Genomic DNA, 21371 nt, shown 5'->3' on the forward strand with positions numbered 1-21371 from the left:
AATTCGTCACCGCATTTCGTGTGCGTGGAATTCGGCGTGCCTGAAAACTCTCCGTGAGACTCTCCGCAACAGGAGCAACAGGAGTTCCGCATGCCCGCAGAACCCGAAGAACCCGTAGCAACCGAAGAACCCGAAGCAACCGAAGAGCCCGAAGCACCCGCAGAACCCGAAGCACCCGCAGAATCCGTGAAATTCGCCTACTGGGTCCCCAACGTCAGCGGGGGACTGGTCACCAGCAAGATCGAGCAGCGCACCGACTGGGGCTACGACTACAACCGCGAACTCGCCGTCCTCGCCGAGAACAACGGCTTCGACTACGCGCTCAGCCAGGTCCGCTACATGGCCAGCTACGGCGCCGAGTACCAGCACGAGTCGACCAGCTTCAGCCTCGCCCTCCTCCTGGCCACCCAGCGCCTGAAGGTCATCGCAGCGGTCCATCCCGGACTGTGGCACCCGGGCGTCCTCGCCAAACTCGGCGCGACCGCCGACCACTTGTCGAACGGCCGCTTCGCGGTCAACGTCGTCAGCGGCTGGTTCAAGGGCGAGTTCACCGCCCTCGGCGAGCCCTGGCTGGAGCACGACGAACGCTACCGCCGCTCCGAGGAGTTCATCCGCGCCCTGCGCCAGATCTGGACCGAGGACCACACCGAACTCGCCGGTGACTTCTACCGGTTGCGCGACTTCTCCCTCAAACCCAAGCCCCTCAACACCCCCGAGCGCCCGCACCCGGAGATCTTCCAGGGCGGCAACTCCACCGCCGCCCGCGCCATGGCGGGCCGCGTCTCCGACTGGTACTTCTCCAACGGCAAGGACTTCGACGGCGTCGTCGAGCAGCTCGCCGACGTCCGCGCCTCCGCCGCCCAAGTCGGCCGGAGGGCACCGAAGTTCGGCCTCAACGGCTTCCTCATCGCCCGCGACACCGAGGCCGAGGCCCGCGACACCCTCCGGGAGATCGTCGCCCGGGCCGACCACGAGGCCGTCGAGGGCTTCGGCGCCGCCGTCCGGCAGGCGGGCCAGTCCACGGCGGACGGCAGGGGCATGTGGCAGGACTCCTCCTTCGAGGACCTGGTCCAGTACAACGACGGCTTCCGTACGGGGCTCATCGGCACCCCGGAGCAGATCGCCGAACGGATCGTCGCCTACAGGAAGCTCGGCGTCGACCTCTTCCTCCTCGGCTTCCTGCACTACCACGAGGAGGTCGAGTACTTCGGCAAGCGCGTCCTGCCACTCGTCCGCGAGCTGGAGGCCCGACTGCCGGACACCGAGCCCGAGTTCGCTCCGGCCAACGCCTGACCGCCGCTTCCTTCCCCGTACTCCCGCTCTCCCCGAAAGAGGACCCATGGCCACCGTCCTGTCCGTGTCCGGCAGCCCCTCCGCCTCCTCCCGCACCGGCCGTCTGCTGCGCCACCTCGACCAGCGGCTCGCCGCCCAGGGCCACGAGGTGATCCCGCTCGACGTGCGCACGATCCCGGCCGAGGCCCTGCTCGGCGCGGACTTCCGCCATCCGGCGATCGTCGAGGCCACCGAGCTGGTCGCGCGCGCCGACGGGGTCGTCGTGGGCACCCCCGTCTACAAGGCGTCGTACTCCGGTGTCCTCAAGGCGCTCCTCGACCTGCTCCCGCAGTACGCGCTCGCCGGGAAGACGGTCCTGCCGCTCGCCACCGGCGGCTCCACCGCGCACGTCCTGGCCATCGACTACGCGCTGCGGCCCGTCCTGAACTCGATGGGCGCGGCCCACATCGTGCAGGGCTGGTTCACCCTCGACAAGGACATCACCGCCCACGAGGACGGCTCGATCACGGTCGCCCCCGCCGCCACCGAGGCGCTCACCCAGGTGCTCGACCAGTTCTCGGCAGCGCTCGGACGCACGCCCTACCTGGCGGCGGCGAGCTGAGCCGGATGACAGCCCCCGTGCCCGGCCCCGCGACAGCCCCCTTCACCGCTCATGTCATCGCCGACGACGCCGAGGCCCTCGCCGTCGCCGCGGCCCTGGCCGACGAGTTCCGCCCGGGCGCCTCCGCCCGGGACGCCGAACGGCGGCTGCCGCGTGAAGAGTTGGACCGGCTCTCCGCGTCCGGGCTGCTCGCCGTCACCGTGCCCGCCGAACACGGCGGCGCGGACGTCGGCGCGCAGACCCTCGCGGAGATCTTCCGGCTGCTCGGCACGGCCGACGGCAGCCTCGCCCAGATCCCGCAGAGCCACTTCGCCTACGTCCAGGTGATCCGCCGTCAGGGCACCGAGGAACAACGGAAGTTCTTCTTCGCCGAACTGCTCGCCGGCCGCCGCTTCGGCAACGCCCAGTCGGAGGCCGGCACCCGGCACGTCCAGGACATCCGCACCCGCCTGGAGCCGCAGCCGGACGGCTCGTACGTCCTGAAGGGCGTCAAGCACTACTCCACCGGCGCTCTCTTCGCCGACTGGATTCCGGTGCTGGCCCGCGCCGCGGACGACAAGCTCCATGTGGCGTACGTCCCCGCCGGCGCCCCCGGTCTCACCGTGACCGACGACTGGGACGGCCTCGGCCAGCGTACGACGGCCAGCGGCACCGTCCGCCTCGACGCCGTCCCGGTGCCGGGGAGCCGCGTCCTGCCCCACCACCTCACCTTCGAGGGACCGCAACTCCACGGAGCCGTCGCCCAGTTGCTGCACGCCGCCATCGACGCAGGCCTCGCCGCGGGCGCGCTGGCGCAGGCCGCGGAGTTCGTGCGGACGAAGAGCAGGCCGTGGTTCGAGAGCGGGGTCGAGACGGCGGCCGAGGACCCGCTGCTGATCCAGCGTTTCGGTGAACTCTCCCTCCAGGTGCGGGCGTCGGAGGCGCTGTTGCGGGAGGCGTCCCGGGCGGTGGACGTCGCGCAGACCGACCTCACCGACGACACCGCCGCCGAGGCGTCTCTCGCGGTCGCCGCCGCGAAGGTGCAGGCGGCCCAGGCCGCGGTCGAGGTGGCGAGCGCCCTGTTCGAGGTGTCCGGCACCCGCTCGGCGCTCGACTCCCTCAACCTGGACCGGCATTGGCGGGACGCCCGCACCCACACCCTGCACGACCCGGCCCGCTGGAAGATCCAGCACCTCGGCCGCCACGCGCTGAGCGGCGCCAAGCCGCCCCGCCACGGCCTGCTGTAGCCCTCCTGCCGCAACCGTCCTGCCGCAACCGTCCTGCCCTCCGTACCTGTACCCCCTTGCCCGCCCACAGGCCCCCCACGATCGGAGAACGCCGCCGTGTCCCTCACCTTCCACTGGTTCCTCCCCACCAACGGCGACAGCCGCCATGTCGTCGGCGGCGGCCACGGCACCCCGGCCACCGCCTCCGGACGGGACCGCCCGCCGACGGTCGCCTATCTGAGCCAGATCGCCCGCGCCGCGGAGGACCTCGGCTTCGTGGGCGTGCTCACCCCCACCGGGGCCTGGTGCGAGGACGCATGGCTGACCACCGCGATGGTCGCCCAGCACAGCGAGCGCCTGAAGTTCCTGGTCGCCTTCCGGCCCGGCTTCGTCTCGCCCACGCTCGCCGCGCAGATGGCGTCCACCTTCCAGCGCCAGACCGGCGGACGGCTCCTCCTCAACGTGGTCACCGGCGGCGAGAGCCATGAACAGAAGGCCTACGGCGACTTCCTCGACAAGGACGACCGCTACCGCCGTACCGGTGAATTCCTGCAGATCGTCCGTGAGTTGTGGGAGGGCAAGACCGTCGACCTGCACGGCGAGCACCTCCGGGTCGAGGACGCGAAGCTGGCCCGGGTGCCGGATCCGGTCCCCGAGGTGTACTTCGGGGGGTCCTCGCCGATCGCCGGCGAGGTCGCCGCCCGGCACGCCGACGTCTACCTCACCTGGGGCGAGCCGCCCGCCCAGGTCGCCGAGAAGATCGCCTGGGTCAGGGGGCTCGCGGCGCGGCAGGGACGGACGCTGCGGTTCGGCATCCGGCTGCACGTCATCACCAGGGACACCTCGGAAGAGGCCTGGGCGGAGGCGAACCGGCTGCTCGACGGGTTCGACCCGCAGACGGTGCGGTCCGTCCAGGCCGGGCTGGCGCGCAGCGAGTCCGAAGGGCAGCAGCGGATGCTCGCCCTGCACGGCGGCAGCCGGGACTCGCTGGAGATCCACCCCAACCTCTGGGCCGGCATCGGCCTGGTGCGCGGCGGCGCGGGCACCGCGCTGGTGGGCAGCCACGCGGAGGTCGCCGAGCGGATCAGGGAGTATGCGGGACTGGGCATCGAGGAGTTCGTGCTGTCCGGGTATCCGCATCTGGAGGAGGCGTACTGGTTCGGGGAGGGGGTCTTGCCGCGGCTGGCCGGAGAAGGCCTGTGGAAGCACCCGTTCCGCACGGAGACGGCACCGTTGGCTCAGGTGCCGTTCGCCGGCTGAGGGGCCAGGGCGTCGAGATGTGCTGTCCGTGACTCCGCCGTCTGGCCCTGGACCATCAGGAACAGGGCCTCCCTCGCCAGGCGTTGGGCCCTGTTCGTCAGCAGCATCGAGCGGCCGCCGCCCGCCACCACCGCCGCCGTGGTCGCCGCCTGCATGATCCCGTACGCCTGGGTCCTGAGGGCCAGTCGTTTTGCGTGGTGCTCGTGCGGGGCCGGGTGGTCGGCCAGGGCGTAGGCCTCGCGGCGCACCGAGGTGAGACGGGCACGCAACGGGGCCGCCGTCTCCTCGTCCAGCAGGGCCAGCGCCGCCTCCGCGATGCCGAAGACCGCCGGGTTGGCGTTCACCGTCCTGGTGCGGTCCGTCGCCGTCCACCGCTCGTGCGGGGTGCGCAGCGCCACCGCCTCCTCCGGGAGCCACAGGCCGTCCAGCTCCAGCGACACCGTGCGGGCCGCGGTCAGAGCCGCCAGCCGCATCGGGGCCGACGCCCGCAGGCCCGGCTGCTCCCGCGCCTGCGTGAACGCGAACAGGGCCTCGCCCGCGTCGGTCACCCCGGCGAGCAGCATCACGTCGTTCAGGCCCCACCCCGTGTACCAGGGCACCTTCCCGTCGAACCGCCGGCCGCCCCGCTCCCGGGTGACCCGGACGGGCGCGTGCGGATACGCCCGAAGGTGGGCGTACGCCACCCCCGACAGCAGTTCCCCGCTCGCCAGCTTCCCCAGCAGACGCTCCCGCACCGGCCCCTCGCTCTTCGCCAGCGTCAGCACCGGCGTGTGGTGCTGCGTCTGCACGAACCAGGTCGAGCAGCACGCCCCGGCCAGGATCTCCGCCGTCTCCCGCACCACCGCGCCGGGCGCCGCGGCACCGCCGTACTCCTCGGGCGCGTTCAGGCCGAGCAGGCCCGAGCGTCTGATCTCGGTGAGATGGCCGACGGGCACCTCGGTCTGCTCGACCTGTTCGGCGTGCGGGGCGAGCAGGTCGTCCGCGAGTCGGCGGGCGCGGGTGACGAGGGGGTGCGGTGCGGTCATGGACAGGATTCTTCCGGATTCCCCCGGTTTCCCGGGGCGGGGTGTCGATCCGGGGAAGTGCCGTTCGTGTAGGAGGTGAGAGAAGGAATCGACATCCGGAACGACATCCGGAACGACACCCAGGAGGACGTCATGCAGCACTACCTGCTCAGCGTGGTCCAGCCGGTCGGCGGACAGCCGCCCGCCCCCGACGAGCTGGCCGAGATCATGCACCGTGTCCAGGCCTTCAACGACGAACTGCGCGAGGCCGGCGTCTGGGTCTTCTCCGGCGGGCTGCACGGCCCGGAGACGGCCACCGTGCTGCGCCCGAAGGACGGCGACGTGCTCATCACCGACGGGCCGTACGCCGAGGGCAAGGAGTACCTCGGCGGACTGTGTCTGATCCGGTCCGCCGACCTCGACGAGGCCCTGGAATGGGGCCGCAAGGCCGCCCTGGCCACCACCCTCCCCATCGAGGTGCGCCCCTTCATGGGCACGCACTGATGACGGACGCCGTCGACGTCGAGGCCGTGTTCCGCGCGGAGTACGGCCGGGCCGTCGCCGTCCTGGTCCGCTTCCTCGGCGACATCGACCTCGCCGAGGAGGCGGTCCAGGACGCCTTCACCACGGCCGTCCGGCGCTGGCCGGAGACCGGCGTGCCGCCGAGCCCGGCCGGGTGGATCATCACCACCGCCCGCAACCGGGCGATCGACCGGCTGCGCCGCGAGTCCTCCCGGGACGACCGTCACGCCGAGGCCGCCCGGCTGCACGCCCCCGACCCGCCCGCGCAGGAGGGCCCCGTGCACGACGACCGGCTCCGCCTGATCTTCACCTGCTGCCATCCCGCGCTCGCCCTCCAGGCGCAGGTCGCCCTCACCCTGCGCCTCCTCGGCGGCCTCACCACCGCGCAGATCGCCCGCGCCTTCCTCGTCCCCGAGCCGACGATGGCCCAGCGCCTGGTCCGCGCCAAGGCCAAGATCCGCGACGCCCGCATCCCCTACCGCGTCCCCCGCGACGCCGACCTCCCCGACCGCCTGAAGGGCGTCCTCGCCGTCGTCTACCTGATCTTCAACCAGGGGTACGAGGGTGAGGCCGGCCTGTGCACGGAGGCCCTGCGTCTCGGTCGGCTCCTCGCCGAGCTGATGCCGGACGAGCCCGAGGCCGCCGGCCTGCTGGCGCTGATGCTGCTCGTCGAGTCCCGTCGGCCCGCACGAGCCGACGCCGACGGCGCCCTCGTACCGCTGCCCGAGCAGGACCGCACCCGCTGGGACCGCGACCTGATCGCCGAGGGGCAGGCGCTCGTCCGGTCCTGTCTGCGCCGCGACCGGCCGGGCCCGTACCAGATCCAGGCCGCCGTCCAGGCCGTCCACAGCGACGCCCCGACCGCCGAGGCCACCGACTGGAACCAGATCCTGCGCCTGTACGACCAGCTCATGGCCGTGTCCCCGAGCCCCGTCGTCGCCCTGAACCGGGCCGTCGCGGTCGCCGAGGTCGAGGGCCCGGAGCCGGCGCTGGAACTCCTGGACGGTCTCGACCTCGACGGCTACCACGTCCTCCACGCGGTCCGCGCCGACCTGCTGCGCCGCCTGAGCCGCACCGCCGAGGCCGTACGAGCCTACGAAGCCGCCCTCGCCCTCGCCGAGAATCCGGCCGAGCGGGCCCACCTCGACCGTCGGCTGCGCGAACTCGCACAGTGAAAGCTCTACACGCTCAGCGCCTCCCGCACCGACCGCTCCGCGTCCTGCCCGCCCGCCCCGGACGACGTGACCCGGCCGGCCTCCAGGACGTAGTACCGCTGGGCCGCTCGCATCGCGAAGCCCACATGCTGCTCCACCAGCAGCACCGACAGCCCGCCGCGGGCGGCCAGGGCCAGGATCGTCTCCTCGATCTCGGCGACCACCGACGGCTGGATGCCCTCGGTCGGCTCGTCCAGCAACAGGATCCGAGGCTCTGTCACCAACGCCCGAGCGATGGCCAGTTGCTGCCTCTGGCCGCCCGACAGCAGACCCGCGCGCCGCCCGGAGAGGGCCCTGAGCGCAGGGAACAGGTCCAGCGCCTCGGAGATCGCCTCCCTGCCCCGCCGACGGCCGTCCGCGACGAGCTGGAGGTTCTCCGCGGTGGTGAGGTGCGGGAACGCCTGCTGGCCCTGCGGGACGTACGCCATGCCGCGTGCCACGCGCTCGTGCGGCTTGCGGCGGGTGATGTCCTCGCCGTCGAGCCGGATCGTGCCGGCGGAGGGGGTGAGCAGGCCGACGGCGGCCCGCAGGAGCGTGCTCTTGCCCGCGCCGTTGTGGCCCAGCACCGCGGCGACCCCGTCCGCCGGCACCTCCACGGAGACGCCGTGCAGGACGGAGCTGCGGTGGTAGCCGACCCGGACGTCCTCGATCTGCAGCATCACGCCTCCTGCACAGCCGCGTCGGACGAGACGGCGTCCTCGGCGGCCGTGTGCCCGAGATACACCTCCTGCACCTTCGGATCCGCCTGCACCTGGGCCACCGTCCCCTCGCTGAGCACCCGCCCGGCGTGCAGCACGCTGACGCTGCGCGCGAAGGACCGCATGAAGTCCATGTCGTGCTCGATGACGACGACCGTCCGCTCCTCGCTGATGCGCTGGAGCAGCTCGCCCGTGGCCTGCCGCTCGTCGTGGCTCATCCCGGCCACCGGCTCGTCGAGCAGCAGCAGCCGTACGTCCTGCACCAGCAGCATGCCGATCTCCAGCCACTGCTTCTGGCCGTGTGCGAGCGTCCCCGCGGGGGACTCCGCCAGCTCGGTGAGCCCGACCGTGTCCAGCGCTCTGGCCACCGGCTCGGGGACGCCCCGGCGGCGGCGCAGCATGGTCCACGCGCCGCGGCCCGCGCCCGCCGCGATGTCCAGGTTCTGCAGAACCGTCAACTCCTCGAAGACGGTGGCCGTCTGGAACGTGCGCCCGATGCCCGACCGGGCGATCCGGTGCACGCTGCGCCCCAGCAGCTCCTCGTCGCCGAAGCGCACCGAGCCCTGCGCCTTCACCAGACCGGTGACGGCGTCGACGAGGGTCGTCTTGCCCGCGCCGTTGGGTCCGATGAGGAACCGCAGGTCGCCGGGGCGGACTTCGAGGTCGACCCCGTCGACGGCGGTGAAACCGTCGAAGGAGACCCGCAGCCGACGTATCTCCAGCCCGCTCATGCTGCCTCTCCCACGGGAACGACGGACGCCTTCGCCGGCGCGGTCCTGCGCCGGCGCACGAACTTCGTGAGCGAGGCGAGTCCGCCCGGCAGGAACGCCAGCGCCACGATGAACAGCAGACCCTGGAAGTACGTCCAGGCCGCCGGGAACTCCTCCGACAGCGCCGTCTTCGCCCAGGCGACCGCGACCGCCCCGAGCACGGCCCCGACCAGACTGGCCCGTCCGCCGACCGCCGCGCCGATCACGAACTCGATCGACGGGACGATCCCGATCAGCGCGGGCGAGATGATGCCGACGGCCGGCACGAACAGCGCGCCCGCCAGGCCCGCCATGCCGGCCGCGACGACGTACGCGACGAGCTTGACGTTCGCCGGGTCGTACCCGAGGAAGCGCACCCGCTCCTCCGAGTCCCGCACGGCGACCAGGAGTTCGCCGTACCGGCTGTTGACGAGCTGCCGGGCGAGGGCGATGAGGAGCAGCAGGGCGGCGGCGATGACGAAGTAGACCATCCGCTGGTTGACGGGGTCGTCGAGGGCGTAGCCGAAGAAGCCCTGGATGTCGGTGAGTCCGTTGGTGCCGCCGGTGGTGGCCTGCTGGCCCACCAGCCAGATGGCGAAGGCCGAGGCGAGCGCCTGGCTGAGGATCGCGAAGTACGCGCCCTTGACCCGCCGCCGGAAGACGAACAGGCCGAGCAGCGCGGCGACGACCATCGGCAGCAGTACCGTCGCCGCGATCGCGAACAGGGGGTTCGCGAACGGCCGCCACCACCAGGGCAGTTCGGTGGCGGTGCCGTAGAGCTGCATGAAGTCGGGCAGGTTGCCGGGACCCGCGTCGGCGATCTTCAGGTGCATCGCCATGGCGTAGCCGCCGAGCCCGAAGAACACACCCTGACCGAGTGTCAGCAGGCCGCCGCGGCCCCAGGCCAGGCAGATGCCGACGGCGACCATGGCCATGCACAGGTACTTGGCCAGCAGCCCCAGCCGGAAGTCGGACAGGGCGACCGGCGCGACGGCGAACAGCAGTACGGCCGCCCCCGCGAACCCCGTCCAGACCCGCGCGGACCGGCCCTTCAGCACGTTCATACGAGACTCCTCGTGCGCAGCGTGTACAGCCCCTGGGGCCGCCACTGGAGGAACGCGACGATGGCCACCAGGACCAGCACCTTCGCGACGGAGACCGTGGTGGAGTACTCCAGCACGGACTGCAGCACGCCCAGCACGAAGGCGACGATGACCGTGCCCTTGAGCTGGCCGATCCCGCCGACGACGATCACCAGGAAGGCGTCGATGATGACGTTGGTGCCCATCGTCGGCCCGATGGGACCGACCAGGGTGAGCGCCACCCCGGCGACGCCCGCGAGCCCGGAGCCCAGGAAGAAGGCGGTGCGGTCGACCCGGGAGGTGGAGATCCCGGACACCTCGGCCAGGTCCCGGTTCTGCACCACGGCCCGGATCCGACGGCCCAGCGGCGTCAGCCGCAGCGTCAGCGACAGCGCGAGAACGGCCGCGACCGCCAGGCCGAGGATGAACAGCCGGCTGTTGGCGAAGGTGAGCGGATCGTCGCCGCCCATGACGGTGATGTTCCCGGTGAGGACGTCCGGCGCACGGGTCTGCACATTGGGCGCGCCGAAGATGTCCCGGGCGAGTTGCTGGAGCATCAAGGAGACGCCCCACGTGACGAGAAGCGTGTCGAGGGGGCGGAGATACAGACGGCGAATGAGCAGCCATTCCAGCAGCGCGCCGAGAGCGCCCGACACGAGAAAAGCGACGGGCAGCGCGACGATGAGCGAAATTCCCGCGCTGGAAATGGACTTCTGCAGGACGTACGTCGTGTAGGCGCCCGCCATGATGAACTCGCCGTGAGCCATGTTGATGACGTTCATCTGGCCGAAGGTGAGCGACAGGCCGAGCGCGATGAGCAGCAGGACGGCACCGATCGAGATGCCGGTGAAGGTCTGACCGAGGATCACGGTCATACGGCGGCTCCGATGGGGAGACGGGGGACCCTGGCCGGGTCCCCGTACGACGGGCGGTCAGGAGAGGCCGGAGGCCCAGGAGTAGCCCTTGAGGAACGGGTCCGGCTTGACGGGCTCGCCGGAGTTCCACACCTCGGTGATCAGACCGTCGGAGCCGATCTTCCCGATGCGCGCGGTCTTGTAGATGTGCTGCGAGGCGCCGTCCACGGTGACCTTGCCCTCGGGCGCGTCGAACGTGATGCCGTCGGAGGCCGCCTTCACCTTCTCCGGGTCGAAGGACTTCGCCTTCTCGACCATCGCCTTCCACAGGTAGACCGAGGTGTACGCGGCCTCCATCGGGTCACTGGTCGGCTTGTCCGCGCCGTACTTCGCCTTGTACGCCTTCACGAACTCGGCGTTCGCCGCGCCCGGGGTGGTCTGGTAGTAGTTCCAGGCCGTCAACTGGCCCGCCAGGTACTGCGATCCGATCGACTTGACCTCCTCCTCGGCGATCGACACCGACACGACCGGCATGGTCTTCGCGGTCAGACCGGCGGACTTGTACTCCTTGAAGAAGGCCACGTTGGAGTCGCCGTTGAGGGTGTTGAACACGGCGTCCGCCTTGGACGCCTTCACCTTGTTGGCGATCGTGCTGAACTCCGTGGAGCCCAGCGGCGCGTAGTCCTCGCCGAGGATCGTCATGCCGTTGGCCTTCGCGTACGCCTTGATCTCCTTGTTGGCGGTCCGCGGGAAGACGTAGTCGCTGCCCACCAGGTACAGCTTCTTCTTGCCCTGGCTCTTGAGGTAGTCGAGCGCCGGGATGATCTGCTGGTTGGTGGTGGCGCCCGTGTAGAAGATGTACGGGGACTCCTCCAGGCCCTCGTACTGCACGGGGTAGAACAGCAGCGACTTGTTCTTCTCGAACACCGGCTTGACGGCCTTGCGGCTGGCGGAGGTCCAGCAGCCGAAGGTGGCCGCGACCTGGTCCTCCTTGATGAGCTTGGTCGCCTTCTCGGCGAACGTCGGCCAGTCGGAGGCGCCGTCCTCGCTGATCGGCTTGATCTTCTTGCCGAGCACCCCGCCGGAGGCGTTGATCTCGTCGACGGCCAGCAGCAGCGAGTTGCGTACGGTCACCTCGCTGATCGCCATGGTGCCGGACAGCGAGTTGAGCAGACCGACCTTGACCGTGTCGCCGCTGACGTCGATCTTCGCGGCCTTGTCGGACGACGTGCCGGCCGCGTCGGTCTTGGCGCCGCACGCGGACAGCGCGACGACGGCCACGAGCGCCGCGCCGCCGGCCAGGAAGCGACGCCTGGGAAGGCGACCGGGAAGACGACCGGGAAGACGACGGAGAATGGGTGAACCGCTGGACAAGACAACCCCCTCGGGTGTGGAGGAGACAACCTCCTGAAGTGCGGTCCACAGCCTCAAGTCGCCCTGTTTCCTGGGTGTTTCACAGGACTTTCCCCGACGCAACAAAAAACGCCCCGAGGCGTTGTGACGTGCATTCAAACCACGTATACGGCCTGAATTCACAATTCGCCCGAGGCATTCTAATTACTTTCTGTGGGAAGTATCTTGACGGCCTCGGAGCCTGTCAAGGGGGAGGTCAGGGGCGGGAGTTGTGAAGGTCCAGCTCCGTGAGCACGTCGAAGTCCAGCCCGTCCGCGCGGGCCAGGTAGATGCGCTGCCGGACATGACCGCCCCTCAGGTGCAGCAGCCCGCGTGGACCCTCGTAGGAGACGGTGTCGGCCGCCGCGCCGATCGCCGCCACATCCAGCGTGCCCGCCTGCCGCAGCAGCGCGGCGAGCAGCAGGACGCCCTCGTAACAGGATTCGCCGAGACTGCCCGGCGCCGGCGCCTCGATCCCGAAGCGGTCCGCGTACTGGCCGTGGAAGTCGAGCGTGTCCGCGTTGGCCAGCGAGGCGAAGAAGCCGGCCGTGCTGTAGAGGTCCACGGCGGCCGAAGGGCCGCTCGCCATCAGCATGTTCTCGTCCATGAGCGTGCTCAGCCGCAGACAGCGCGCGTCCAGCCCGTAGGCCGCGAACGCCCGGTTGAAGCGCACCGCGTCGCTGCCGACCAGCAGCAGGAGCACCGCGTCCGCGTCCGAGCGCTCGATGCGCCGCAGCACGGGCTCGAAGTCGTGCGTGCCCAGCGGCAGATACACCTCGCCGCCGATCCGACCGCCCGCCTCACGGGCGTACCCGTGCGCCGCCCGGGCGGTGCGTCGGGGCCACACATAGTCGTTGCCGACCACGAACCATCGGCGCACCCGCCGCTCGTGCGCCAACAGCGTCATGGCGGGCCGCAGTTGGTCGCGGGGCGTCTCGCTGGTCAGGAACACCCCGGCGGTGTGCTCGCCGCCCTCGTAGAGCGCGGTGTAGACGTAGGGCACGCGGTGGGCGATCCTCGGCGCCAGCGCCTGCCGCACCGAGGAGATGTGCCAGCCCGTGACGCCCTGTACGACCCCCAGGTCCACCAGCGCCTCGACCTGGTCCGCCACCTCGCGCGGGGGAGCGCCGCCGTCGACCGGCATCAGCCGCAGCTCCCGGCCGAGCACCCCGCCCGCCCGGTTGACCTCCTCCACCGCCAGCCGTGCGCACAGCTCGCAGGCGGGACCGAACATCCCCGCCGGCCCCTGCAACGGAAGGACCAGGGCCACGCCGAGCACGGAGTCGTCGGCGGTGAACCAGTCGGAGGCGGGGGAGTCGGGCCGGAACATGACGTCATGCTTCCGGGTCCGCCCGACGAACTCCAGTCCGTCTCATACGATCGACAGGACACGACCCGAGGACACGACCCGAGGACATGGTCCAAGGGCCCGATCCAAGGGCCCGACCCGAGGGCACGACCCAAGGACACGACCCAGAGGAGTGGATGTCCGGATGCCCCCTTCGTCTCCGCGCCGGCCCCACGACCTCATGCAGCTCCTCACCCGCGCCGAGCGGCTGGCCGCGCGCCGGCTGCAGTCCGCCCTGGAGGACGAGGGCTGCTCGCTGGACGCCTGGCGGGTGCTCGCGCTGCTCTCCGACGGAGCGGGCCACCATATGACGGCGATCGCCGAGGCCGCCTTCCTGCCGCCGCCCACCCTGACCAAGCTGGTCGACCACCTCGTCGACCAGAACCTCGTCCACCGCCGCGTCGACCCCCTCGACCGGCGCCGCATCCTCGCCCACCTCACCCCCCGCGGCCAGGACCACTGGCGGCGCGTCGACCGCGCCGTACGCGCCGCGTGGCCCGCGGAGGGCGACGACGAGGAGCTGCTGGGCGCCCTGCTGGGACGGTTCGCGGAGACGCTGGACGAGTCCACGCGCGTATGACGTCGTGTCGCGGCCGGTGACACGACGGGTGCGGAAAGCAGCCCCAGGAGCTCGGGAATGTATGTTGGCCAAGAATGGTTGGCATATACATCGAGCTGACCGCTCGTCCCTCTCCCGCCGAACCAGGGCCGCGAGGCCCGCGCACCACCAGCGAGGCACCGTGACCACCGCAGCCATCACCGAGCAGCCCGCCGACGTCGTCGCGCGCCTGCGCGCCACCTTCCGCACGGGGCGCACCAAGCCCCTGGCCTGGCGCACCGGCCAGCTGGGCCGCCTGCGCGAGCTGCTCACGGAGCAGGGCGCCGACCTGGCCGCCGCGCTCCACGCCGACCTCGGCAAGAGCGCCACCGAGGCCTACCGCACCGAGATCGACTTCACGATCCGCGAGATCGACCACACCCTGGAGCACCTCGAGGCGTGGCTGCGCCCCGAGTCCGCCCCGGTCCCGGCGCACCTGGGCGCCGACGCCAGCGCCTGGACGCAGTACGACCCGCTCGGCGTCGTCCTCGTCATCGCCCCCTGGAACTACCCCGCCCAGCTGCTGCTCGCCCCGCTGGTCGGCGCCCTGGCCGCCGGCAACGCGGTGGTCGTCAAGCCCAGCGAGCTCGCGCCCGCCACCTCCGCGGCCCTGGCCCGGCTGCTGCCCGCGTACCTCGACACCGACGCGGTCGCCGTCGTGGAGGGCGGCGTCCCGGAGACCACGGCCCTGCTGGCCGAGCGCTTCGACCACATCTTCTACACCGGCAACGGCACGGTCGGTCGGATCGTCCTGCGCGCCGCCGCCGAGCACCTCACCCCGGTCACCCTCGAACTCGGCGGCAAGTCACCGGCGTTCGTCGACCGCGACGCCGACCTCGCCGTCGTCGCCGACCGGTTGGCCCGCGGCAAGTTCCTCAACGCCGGCCAGACCTGCGTCGCCCCCGACTACGTCCTGACCGACCCGGCGACCGCCGCCGCCCTGGAGCCCCTGCTGGCGAAGGCGGTCGAGGCGGTCTACGGCGCCGACCCGCAGTCCTCCGCCGAATACGGCCGCATCGTCAACGAACGCCACTTCGACCGGCTCACCGGCCTGCTCGACTCCGGCCGCGTCGTGGTCGGCGGCGGCAACGACCGCACGGACAAGTACCTCGCGCCGACCGTCCTGGCCGACGTCGACCCCGACTCGCCCGTCATGCGGGAGGAGATCTTCGGCCCGATCCTGCCGATCGTCACCGTCGACGGCCTGGACGAGGCGATCGCCTTCATCGCCGACCGCGACAAGCCCCTCGCGCTGTACGTGTTCACCGCCTCCGACGACACCCGCGCCCGCATCGCCGCCGAAACCTCCTCCGGCGCCGTCGGATACGGTCTGCCGCTGGCCCATCTCACCGTCTCCGACCTGCCGTTCGGCGGAGTCGGCGAGAGCGGCATGGGCAACTACCACGGCCGCTACTCCATCGAGACCTTCAGCCACCGCAAGGCGGTGCTGGAGAAGCCGCTCGGCTGAACCGCGCCCGGACGACTCGGCTCAACCGCGCCCGGACCAAAGGCCCGACCGGGGTGCGGGGCGGTGTGCGAAACTCCGCCGATGACCACACAGACGATCACCGCGGACGCCGCGGGCACCTGGACCATCGGCGACCTGACCGTCAACCGCATCGGCTTCGGCGCGATGCGGTTGACCGGCAGTGCGGCCTTCCATCACGGCACACCGAGGGACCGCGACCGCTCGATCGCGGTCCTGCGCAGCGCGCTCGAGCTCGGCGTGAACCACATCGACACGGCCGCCTTCTACTTCTCCGCCCTGCGCTCCGCCAACGAGCTCGTCAACAGCGCGCTCGCCCCGTACCCGGACGACCTGCTCATCGCCGCCAAGGTCGGCCCCTTCCGCGACTACGCGGGGAAGTGGGGCACCTCGGCCCGACCCGAGGACCTGCGCGGTCACGTCGAGGAGAACCTGCGCCAGCTCGGCCGCGACCACCTCGACCTCGTGTACCTGCGCCGGATGCGACAGGAGTCGATCGCCGAACACTTCGGCGTGCTCGCCGAGTTGCGCGAGGCCGGCCTGATCCGCCATCTCGGCCTCTCCGCCGTCGAGCCCCGCCACCTCGCCGAGGCGCAGGCCCTCGCCCCGGTCGTCAGCGTCCAGAACCGCTACGGCTACGGCGACCACGACCCCGCCAACGAGGAACTCCTCACCCTCTGCCGCGAGCAGGGCATCGCCTTCGTCCCCTTCTACGCCATCGCCGGCGACGTCGGCGCCGAGGGAGCGACGACCGCCCACGACGAGGAGGTCCTGTCCGTGGCCCGCGCCCACGAGGCCACCCCGGCCCAGGTCCGGCTCGCCTGGACCCTGAACCAGGGCCCCCACGTCCTCGCCATCCCCGGCACCGGCAACCCCGACCACCTCGCCGAGAACGTCGCCGCCGGAGCGCTCCGCCTCACGCCCGAGGAACTCCACCGCCTGAACACGGCCCACCGGAACGCCGGCTGACCCTTCTCGGCGCACAGCCCCTCAGACGACCCACACCCCGTCGCGCATCACCCGCCGACCAGGCAGCTCCTGCTCCTCGCGCCACGCCTGCACCGCCGTGGGCCGCACCCGGAAGTACGCGTACGACGCGCTGTCGCGGCCCGGATCCCAGCCCGTCTTCGCCAGGAACGCCGAGGCGGCCGCCTCGGGCACCGTTTCGCGCGGGTACGTCTCGACCGCGCCGTCGACGAGGACCACGTCCTGGGTGTCCCCGAAGGCCAGCCGGGCCCGCCGGCCGTCGCGCAGATTGCGGCCGGTCGGATTGGTGAGGCGGGTGGCCAGCCACAGGCAGTCGCCGTCCCAGACGAACCACAGGGCGACGAGACACGGCAGCCCCTCCCGGTCCGCCGTGGCGACCCAGACGTCCCGTTCCCGTTCCAGCCGCTCCAGGACGTCCCGCTTGCGCTGATCGGGGCCGCGAGGCGGCTCGGTGATCTTCATGACCCGGACGTTAGCGGTGCGCGCACCCCGTCCGCCTCGGGCCGGGGTCCCATCGGGGCCTCGGCCCCGGGACCTAGGTCGCACCCGCCACGGAGGCGACTGGCGCACCGCAAGTTTTACGTATAACCTCTCCCGTCAATCGCCCTCCCCACGGCTCCCGAAAGGCTCCGATGAGACGCGTCGCCCTGGTTGCCCTCGTCGTCGACGACTACGACGAGGCGATCCGCTTCTACACCGAGGCGCTCGGATTCCAGCTCGTCGAGGACGAGCCCCGCCCCGACGGCGCCCGCTGGGTCGTCGTGCGGCCGGGGGAGCACCAGGACGGCACCGGGCTGCTGCTCGCCCGCGCCAAGGGCGACGCCCAGCGCGCCCGGATCGGCGACCAGACCGGCGGCCGCGTCGGGTTCTTCCTGCACACCGACGACTTCGCCCGCGACCACGCCCGGATGCTCGCCGCCGGCGTGACCTTCCTGGAGGAGCCGCGCCACGAGGCCTACGGCTCCGTCGCCGTCTTCCAGGACCTGTACGGAAACCGCTGGGACCTGCTCCAGCCCGCACCGCAGTGATCAGGTACCCGACCCACCAGACCCACCCCGGCACAGAAAGACCGCTCATGACCGCGCCCCGCATCGACACCGACACCCTCCGCCGGCTCCCCAAGGCCGTCCTGCACGACCACCTCGACGGCGGTCTGCGCCCCGCCACCGTCGTCGAGCTCGCGGACGCGGTCGGCCACACCCTGCCCACCACCGACCCCGACGAGCTCGCCGCCTGGTACTTCGAGGCCGCCAACTCGGGCGACCTGGTGCGCTACATAGCCACCTTCGAGCACACCCTCGCCGTGATGCAGAGCCGCGAGGGCCTGCTGCGCACCGCCGAGGAGTACGTCCTCGACCTCGCCGCCGACGGCGTCGTCTACGCCGAGGTGCGCTACGCCCCCGAGCTGATGCTGAACGGCGAGCTGACGCTCCCCGAGGTCGTCGAGACCGTCCAGGAGGGCCTCGCGGCCGGCATGGCGAAGGCGGCCGCCGCCGGGACGCCGGTCCGCGTCGGCACCCTGCTGTGCGGCATGCGGATGTTCGACCGCACCCGGGCGACCGCCGACCTCGCGGTCGCCTTCCGGGACGCGGGCGTCGTCGGCTTCGACATCGCCGGCGCCGAGGACGGCTTCCCGCCCGCCGACCACCTCGACGCCTTCGAGCACCTGCGCCGCGAGAACGTCCCCTTCACCATCCACGCCGGGGAGGCCCACGGCCTGCCCAGCATCCACCAGGCCCTCCAGGTGTGCGGCGCCCAGCGCATCGGCCACGGCGTGCGCATCACCGACGACATCGTCGACGGCAAGCTCGGCCGGCTGGCCGGCTGGGTGCGCGACCGTCGTGTCGCGCTGGAGATGTGCCCGACGTCCAACCTCCAGACCGGCGCCGCCGCCTCGATCGCCGAGCACCCCATCACGGCCCTGAAGGACCTCGGCTTCCGCGTCACCCTCAACACCGACAACCGTCTGGTCTCGGGCACCACGATGACCCGTGAGATGGCGCTGCTCGTCGAGGAGGCCGGCTGGGGCGTCGAGGACCTGCGCACGGTCACGGTGAACGCCCTCAAGAGCGCGTTCATCCCGTTCGACGAGCGCACGGCCCTCATCGAGGACGTCGTCCTGCCGGGCTACGCGGCCGCGCTCTGAAGCAGCCCGCGCACATAGGCGGCCTGTCCGACGTGCTGCAGATCGTCGGACAGGACGCTGACCAGCCGTACGCCCAGCGTGACCGGCGGATCCCAGCGCTCGTCCACGACGCGCTCCAGGTCCGCCGCGGTCAGCGCGCGCAGCGCCGTCAGGCTCTGCGCGCGCACGGCGTCGTAGTACCCGGTCAGCAGGCCGCCCTCGGCGACCCGCACCTTCGCGACCTGCGCCGAGCTGTGCCCGTACCCGATGTCACGGCCGGGCAGATCGAGGCCGAACCGTTTCTCCCAGTCCTGTGACAGCCACACCTGGTCGAGACCGAAGGCATCGGCGAGATGGTCGTCCTGGACACGGGTGAGGTGCCAGACCAGCCAGGCGATCGAGTTGGCGTCGGCGGCGGGCCGGGCGTTCAGGTCGTCGGGGTCCAGGCCCCCGACGGCGGCATGGACCTCTTCCTGGATGCGGCTGAACCCGTCGATGAGGATGTCCTTGGCATGCATACGTCCACCATCGCGCAGCCCGCGCTCACGCGCCCCCGGTTTCCAGCAGCGCCATGAGCGCCCGGGCCGCCGGACTGGTCGCCTGCGGGGGCGGCAGCAGGGCGACCGTCTCGTACACCGCCTCGCCGGTGCCCTTGAGGGGCAGCGCGGTGAGCGCCTCGCGCTTGTGCCGGAAGTGGCGCGGCACGACGGCGACGCCGAGGTTCTCGTCCACCAGGTCCAGGAGGCTGTGCACGTCGTTGACCTCCAGGGCGACCGTGCGCCGCACTCCCGCTTCGGCGAACGCGGCGTCGGTGGCGCGCCGCGGACCCCAGTCCGGGTGGAAGTCGACGAACACCTCGCCGGCGACGTCCTGGGGCAGCAGCGCCGCCGCCTCGGCGAGGCGGTGGTCGGGATGGCACAGCACGTACATCGGCTCGGTGGCCAACGGAGCGCAGCGCAACTGGTCGGTGTCCGTCTGGGTGCGGTAGGCGAAGGCCAGGTCGAGCCGGCCGGCCGCCACCTCCTCGCCGAGCGCGCCCGAGCCGGTCTGCCGCAGCCGGATCTCCACGTCCGGGTGCCGCCGACGGAACGCCGCCAGCAGTCCCGCCACATGCACCCCGGCGATGCACTGCTCGGTGCCCACGGAGAGGGTGCCGCGGACCACGCCCTGCACGGCGGCCACGGCCTCGTGGGCCGCCCGCACCTGCGCGAGGATCCGCTCCGCCTCGGACAGCAGCGCCCGGCCCGCCTCGGTCAGCGTCACCCTTCGGGTCGTGCGCACGAACAGCGGAGCCCGCAGCTCCCGCTCCAGCGCCCGGATCGACGCCGACAGGCCCGACTGGGAGACCATCAGGCGTTCGGCGGCCCGGGTGAAGTGCTGGTCCTCGGCGACCGCGACGAAGTGCTGGAGGTGGCGCAGTTCCATGATTGAGAAGCCTAGCCGCACAATTCCATCGGATTCTTCTGTTGGACCGCTGTACGGCGCTCAGGAACAGTGGACCTGGAAGATCGTGTGCCAACCCTGATGGAGTCGCGTTGTACACCGCACACCCCGACCGTTACGCCGACATGCCCTACCGGCGCACCGGACGCAGCGGCCTGAAGCTCCCCGCGCTGTCGCTCGGACTGTGGCACAACTTCGGCCCGGACCGCCCGGTCGAGACGCAGCGGGCCATCCTGCGCCGCGCCTTCGACCTCGGCGTCACCCACTTCGACCTGGCCAACAACTACGGCCCGCCGCCCGGCGCCGCCGAGTCCGCGCTGGGCGAGGCGCTGAAGGCCGACTTCGCGCCCTACCGCGACGAGCTGATCATCTCCACCAAGGCCGGCTACCTGATGTGGCCCGGCCCGTACGGCGAGTGGGGCTCGCGCAAGTACCTGCTGTCCTCGCTGGACCAGAGCCTGACCCGCATGGGCCTGGACTACGTCGACGTCTTCTACTCGCACCGCCCCGACCCGGAGACTCCCCTGGAGGAGACGATGGGCGCCCTGCACACCGCGGTCCAGCAGGGCAAGGCGCTCTACGTCGGCGTCTCCAACTACTCGGCCGAGCAGACCTGGGAGGCCGCCCGCATCCTCGGCGAGCTGGGCACCCCGCTCCTCATCCACCAGCCGCGCTACTCGATGCTCGACCGCCGCCCGGAGAGCGAGGGCCTGCTGGACGCCCTCGACGAGCTCCAGGTCGGCTCGATCGTCTTCTCCCCGCTGGAGCAGGGCGTGCTCACCGGCCGCTACCTCGACGGCATCCCGGAGGACTCGCGCGCGGCGAGCGACAGCCCCTTCCTGAACTCCGACGCGCTGACCGAGGAGCTCGTCGGCAAGCTGCGCGCCCTGGACGACCTCGCCAAGTCCCGCGGCCAGTCCCTGGCCCAGCTCGCCCTGGCCTGGGTGCTGCGCGGCGGCCGGGTGACCTCCGCCCTGGTCGGCGCGAGCAGCGCCCGGCAGATCGAGGACAGCGTGGGCGCCCTCGCGAACCTCGACTTCGACGCGGAGGAGCTGACCCGGATCGACGCGATCGTCAACGGCTGACCTTCACGGAGCGCCTCAGCCGCCGTCCTCAGCGGCTGAGGCGCTCCGTCAGCCGTACGGTGACCTCGTCGCCCTCCTGCTTCCCGATGGCCTCGCGCACGTCGGCCTTGACGGGGAGCTTGTGGGTGCCGTCGCCGAGCGCCATGAACGAACTCCGGAACGGATGTCCGTCGACCGTCCCGCGGATCTTGACCAGTCCGCGGGTACCGAAGAACGCGGCGGACTCCGGCCAGACGACATAGGTCCAGCCCCCTTTCGCCGGACTCTTGCGCAGGACCGCGGTGAATTCCGCTTCCACTTTCGCGCCCGCGTTCAAAGCGCCCGTGTTCACGATGTCGCTCATGACGTCCTCACGTCCTCCGCTTGCGGTGATCTTGTGGGCCTTCTCGGGCCTTCTCGGGCCTGCCAGGGGATGGACCGACCTT

The 21371-nt window shown here is 71.4% G+C and carries 23 protein-coding genes; 12 read left to right on the forward strand and 11 right to left on the reverse strand.

Annotated features, from left to right (window positions below; genetic code table 11):
• Positions 1-186: 186 nt before the first annotated feature.
• The 4 genes from sfnG (at position 187) to OG562_RS42385 (ending at position 4359) form a co-directional block, all read left to right on the forward strand.
• Complete coding sequence (gene sfnG / locus OG562_RS42370; protein WP_266407635.1) at positions 187-1293, forward strand: dimethylsulfone monooxygenase SfnG; 1107 nt, start codon at positions 187-189, stop codon at positions 1291-1293.
• Positions 1294-1339: 46 nt separating this feature from the next.
• Complete coding sequence (gene ssuE / locus OG562_RS42375) at positions 1340-1894, forward strand: NADPH-dependent FMN reductase (protein ID WP_266407638.1); 555 nt, start codon at positions 1340-1342, stop codon at positions 1892-1894.
• Between the two features lie 5 nt (positions 1895-1899).
• Positions 1900-3120: an SfnB family sulfur acquisition oxidoreductase gene (locus OG562_RS42380; protein WP_266407640.1), complete on the forward strand. Its 1221-nt coding sequence runs from the start codon at positions 1900-1902 to the stop codon at positions 3118-3120.
• 96 nt (positions 3121-3216) lie between these two features.
• Positions 3217-4359, forward strand: coding sequence for an LLM class flavin-dependent oxidoreductase (locus tag OG562_RS42385; protein ID WP_266407642.1), 1143 nt, complete (start codon positions 3217-3219; stop codon positions 4357-4359).
• Here the strand turns inward: OG562_RS42385 and OG562_RS42390 are convergent.
• Positions 4338-5384, reverse strand: a complete 1047-nt coding sequence (locus tag OG562_RS42390; RefSeq protein WP_266407644.1) for an acyl-CoA dehydrogenase family protein — start codon at positions 5382-5384, stop codon at positions 4338-4340. The two genes, OG562_RS42385 and OG562_RS42390, sit on opposite strands and share 22 nt — an antisense overlap.
• Before the next feature lie 132 nt (positions 5385-5516).
• Between OG562_RS42390 and OG562_RS42395 the strand changes: the two genes are divergently transcribed.
• Positions 5517-5867: a YciI family protein gene (locus OG562_RS42395; RefSeq protein ID WP_266409823.1), complete on the forward strand. Its 351-nt coding sequence runs from the start codon at positions 5517-5519 to the stop codon at positions 5865-5867.
• Positions 5867-7060 carry an RNA polymerase sigma factor gene (locus OG562_RS42400; RefSeq protein ID WP_266407646.1) on the forward strand — a complete coding sequence of 398 codons (1194 nt, stop codon included), beginning with the start codon at positions 5867-5869 and terminating at the stop codon, positions 7058-7060. Before OG562_RS42395 ends, OG562_RS42400 begins: the two co-directional genes overlap by 1 nt.
• Positions 7061-7065: 5 nt before the next feature.
• On the opposite strand, the gene urtE is transcribed toward OG562_RS42400, so the two are convergent.
• The 6 genes from urtE to OG562_RS42430 all read right to left on the reverse strand — a co-directional run bounded on the left by urtE (position 7066) and on the right by OG562_RS42430 (position 13204).
• On the reverse strand, positions 7066-7758 hold the full coding sequence (urtE, locus tag OG562_RS42405; protein ID WP_266407648.1) for an urea ABC transporter ATP-binding subunit UrtE: 693 nt from the start codon (positions 7756-7758) through the stop codon (positions 7066-7068).
• Positions 7758-8528: an urea ABC transporter ATP-binding protein UrtD gene (gene urtD / locus OG562_RS42410; protein ID WP_266407651.1), complete on the reverse strand. Its 771-nt coding sequence runs from the start codon at positions 8526-8528 to the stop codon at positions 7758-7760. Before urtD ends, urtE begins: the two co-directional genes overlap by 1 nt.
• Positions 8525-9610 carry an urea ABC transporter permease subunit UrtC gene (gene urtC, locus OG562_RS42415; protein ID WP_266407653.1) on the reverse strand — a complete coding sequence of 362 codons (1086 nt, stop codon included), beginning with the start codon at positions 9608-9610 and terminating at the stop codon, positions 8525-8527. Before urtC ends, urtD begins: the two co-directional genes overlap by 4 nt.
• Positions 9607-10503 carry an urea ABC transporter permease subunit UrtB gene (urtB, locus tag OG562_RS42420; RefSeq protein ID WP_266407656.1) on the reverse strand — a complete coding sequence of 299 codons (897 nt, stop codon included), beginning with the start codon at positions 10501-10503 and terminating at the stop codon, positions 9607-9609. The genes urtC and urtB overlap by 4 nt, the downstream gene beginning before the upstream one ends.
• 57 nt (positions 10504-10560) lie before the next feature.
• A complete protein-coding gene (gene urtA / locus OG562_RS42425; RefSeq protein WP_266407658.1) occupies positions 10561-11763 on the reverse strand; it encodes an urea ABC transporter substrate-binding protein in 1203 nt (400 codons plus the stop codon).
• A 328-nt stretch (positions 11764-12091) separates the two neighbouring features.
• Positions 12092-13204 carry a substrate-binding domain-containing protein gene (locus OG562_RS42430; protein WP_266407661.1) on the reverse strand — a complete coding sequence of 371 codons (1113 nt, stop codon included), beginning with the start codon at positions 13202-13204 and terminating at the stop codon, positions 12092-12094.
• 163 nt (positions 13205-13367) lie between these two features.
• Between OG562_RS42430 and OG562_RS42435 the strand changes: the two genes are divergently transcribed.
• The 3 genes from OG562_RS42435 to OG562_RS42445 all read left to right on the forward strand — a co-directional run bounded on the left by OG562_RS42435 (position 13368) and on the right by OG562_RS42445 (position 16275).
• Positions 13368-13802 carry a MarR family winged helix-turn-helix transcriptional regulator gene (locus tag OG562_RS42435; protein ID WP_266407664.1) on the forward strand — a complete coding sequence of 145 codons (435 nt, stop codon included), beginning with the start codon at positions 13368-13370 and terminating at the stop codon, positions 13800-13802.
• Between the two features lie 61 nt (positions 13803-13863).
• Positions 13864-15288: an aldehyde dehydrogenase family protein gene (locus OG562_RS42440; protein WP_266407667.1), complete on the forward strand. Its 1425-nt coding sequence runs from the start codon at positions 13864-13866 to the stop codon at positions 15286-15288.
• Between the two features lie 81 nt (positions 15289-15369).
• Positions 15370-16275, forward strand: coding sequence for an aldo/keto reductase (locus OG562_RS42445; RefSeq protein ID WP_266407670.1), 906 nt, complete (start codon positions 15370-15372; stop codon positions 16273-16275).
• Positions 16276-16296: 21 nt separating this feature from the next.
• Here the strand turns inward: OG562_RS42445 and OG562_RS42450 are convergent, their stop codons facing one another.
• Positions 16297-16755: a pyridoxamine 5'-phosphate oxidase family protein gene (locus OG562_RS42450; protein WP_266407671.1), complete on the reverse strand. Its 459-nt coding sequence runs from the start codon at positions 16753-16755 to the stop codon at positions 16297-16299.
• Between the two features lie 170 nt (positions 16756-16925).
• Between OG562_RS42450 and OG562_RS42455 the strand changes: the two genes are divergently transcribed.
• Positions 16926-17321 carry a VOC family protein gene (locus OG562_RS42455; RefSeq protein WP_266407673.1) on the forward strand — a complete coding sequence of 132 codons (396 nt, stop codon included), beginning with the start codon at positions 16926-16928 and terminating at the stop codon, positions 17319-17321.
• A gap of 47 nt (positions 17322-17368) precedes the next feature.
• Positions 17369-18439, forward strand: a complete 1071-nt coding sequence (locus OG562_RS42460; RefSeq protein ID WP_266407675.1) for an adenosine deaminase — start codon at positions 17369-17371, stop codon at positions 18437-18439.
• On the opposite strand, the gene OG562_RS42465 is transcribed toward OG562_RS42460, so the two are convergent.
• Together OG562_RS42465 and OG562_RS42470 are read right to left on the reverse strand one after the other, a co-directional pair.
• Positions 18421-18936, reverse strand: coding sequence for a DUF664 domain-containing protein (locus OG562_RS42465; protein WP_266407676.1), 516 nt, complete (start codon positions 18934-18936; stop codon positions 18421-18423). The genes OG562_RS42460 and OG562_RS42465 overlap by 19 nt on opposite strands.
• Positions 18937-18961: 25 nt before the next feature.
• A complete protein-coding gene (locus OG562_RS42470) occupies positions 18962-19843 on the reverse strand; it encodes a LysR substrate-binding domain-containing protein (protein ID WP_266407678.1) in 882 nt (293 codons plus the stop codon).
• A gap of 110 nt (positions 19844-19953) precedes the next feature.
• Here OG562_RS42470 and mgrA point away from each other — a divergent pair, with 110 nt between their 5' ends.
• Positions 19954-20946 carry an L-glyceraldehyde 3-phosphate reductase gene (gene mgrA, locus OG562_RS42475; protein WP_266407681.1) on the forward strand — a complete coding sequence of 331 codons (993 nt, stop codon included), beginning with the start codon at positions 19954-19956 and terminating at the stop codon, positions 20944-20946.
• A 28-nt stretch (positions 20947-20974) separates the two neighbouring features.
• Here mgrA and OG562_RS42480 read toward each other — a convergent pair whose 3' ends face one another.
• A complete protein-coding gene (locus OG562_RS42480) occupies positions 20975-21289 on the reverse strand; it encodes a DUF1905 domain-containing protein (protein WP_266407683.1) in 315 nt (104 codons plus the stop codon).
• Between the last annotated feature and the right edge of the window lie 82 nt (positions 21290-21371).

The sequence above is a fragment of the Streptomyces sp. NBC_01275 genome, assembly GCF_026340655.1.
Taxonomy (GTDB): Bacteria; Actinomycetota; Actinomycetes; order Streptomycetales; family Streptomycetaceae; genus Streptomyces.

What these genes read in the sequence shown, in the direction of transcription:
- urtB (WP_266407656.1), bottom strand. Translation starts at nt 10,503, where the DNA reads ATGACCGTGATCCTCGGTCAGACCTTCACCGGCATCTCGATCGGTGCC.
- OG562_RS42380 (WP_266407640.1), top strand. Translation starts at nt 1,900, where the DNA reads ATGACAGCCCCCGTGCCCGGCCCCGCGACAGCCCCCTTCACCGCTCAT.
- OG562_RS42445 (WP_266407670.1), top strand. Translation starts at nt 15,370, where the DNA reads ATGACCACACAGACGATCACCGCGGACGCCGCGGGCACCTGGACCATC.
- OG562_RS42450 (WP_266407671.1), bottom strand. Translation starts at nt 16,755, where the DNA reads ATGAAGATCACCGAGCCGCCTCGCGGCCCCGATCAGCGCAAGCGGGAC.
- OG562_RS42395 (WP_266409823.1), top strand. Translation starts at nt 5,517, where the DNA reads ATGCAGCACTACCTGCTCAGCGTGGTCCAGCCGGTCGGCGGACAGCCG.
- OG562_RS42455 (WP_266407673.1), top strand. Translation starts at nt 16,926, where the DNA reads ATGAGACGCGTCGCCCTGGTTGCCCTCGTCGTCGACGACTACGACGAG.
- OG562_RS42435 (WP_266407664.1), top strand. Translation starts at nt 13,368, where the DNA reads ATGCCCCCTTCGTCTCCGCGCCGGCCCCACGACCTCATGCAGCTCCTC.
- OG562_RS42465 (WP_266407676.1), bottom strand. Translation starts at nt 18,936, where the DNA reads ATGCATGCCAAGGACATCCTCATCGACGGGTTCAGCCGCATCCAGGAA.
- OG562_RS42390 (WP_266407644.1), bottom strand. Translation starts at nt 5,384, where the DNA reads ATGACCGCACCGCACCCCCTCGTCACCCGCGCCCGCCGACTCGCGGAC.
- ssuE (WP_266407638.1), top strand. Translation starts at nt 1,340, where the DNA reads ATGGCCACCGTCCTGTCCGTGTCCGGCAGCCCCTCCGCCTCCTCCCGC.
- OG562_RS42430 (WP_266407661.1), bottom strand. Translation starts at nt 13,204, where the DNA reads ATGTTCCGGCCCGACTCCCCCGCCTCCGACTGGTTCACCGCCGACGAC.
- OG562_RS42460 (WP_266407675.1), top strand. Translation starts at nt 17,369, where the DNA reads ATGACCGCGCCCCGCATCGACACCGACACCCTCCGCCGGCTCCCCAAG.
- urtD (WP_266407651.1), bottom strand. Translation starts at nt 8,528, where the DNA reads ATGAGCGGGCTGGAGATACGTCGGCTGCGGGTCTCCTTCGACGGTTTC.
- OG562_RS42400 (WP_266407646.1), top strand. Translation starts at nt 5,867, where the DNA reads ATGACGGACGCCGTCGACGTCGAGGCCGTGTTCCGCGCGGAGTACGGC.
- urtE (WP_266407648.1), bottom strand. Translation starts at nt 7,758, where the DNA reads ATGCTGCAGATCGAGGACGTCCGGGTCGGCTACCACCGCAGCTCCGTC.
- urtC (WP_266407653.1), bottom strand. Translation starts at nt 9,610, where the DNA reads ATGAACGTGCTGAAGGGCCGGTCCGCGCGGGTCTGGACGGGGTTCGCG.
- OG562_RS42470 (WP_266407678.1), bottom strand. Translation starts at nt 19,843, where the DNA reads ATGGAACTGCGCCACCTCCAGCACTTCGTCGCGGTCGCCGAGGACCAG.
- OG562_RS42480 (WP_266407683.1), bottom strand. Translation starts at nt 21,289, where the DNA reads ATGAGCGACATCGTGAACACGGGCGCTTTGAACGCGGGCGCGAAAGTG.
- OG562_RS42440 (WP_266407667.1), top strand. Translation starts at nt 13,864, where the DNA reads ATGTTGGCCAAGAATGGTTGGCATATACATCGAGCTGACCGCTCGTCC.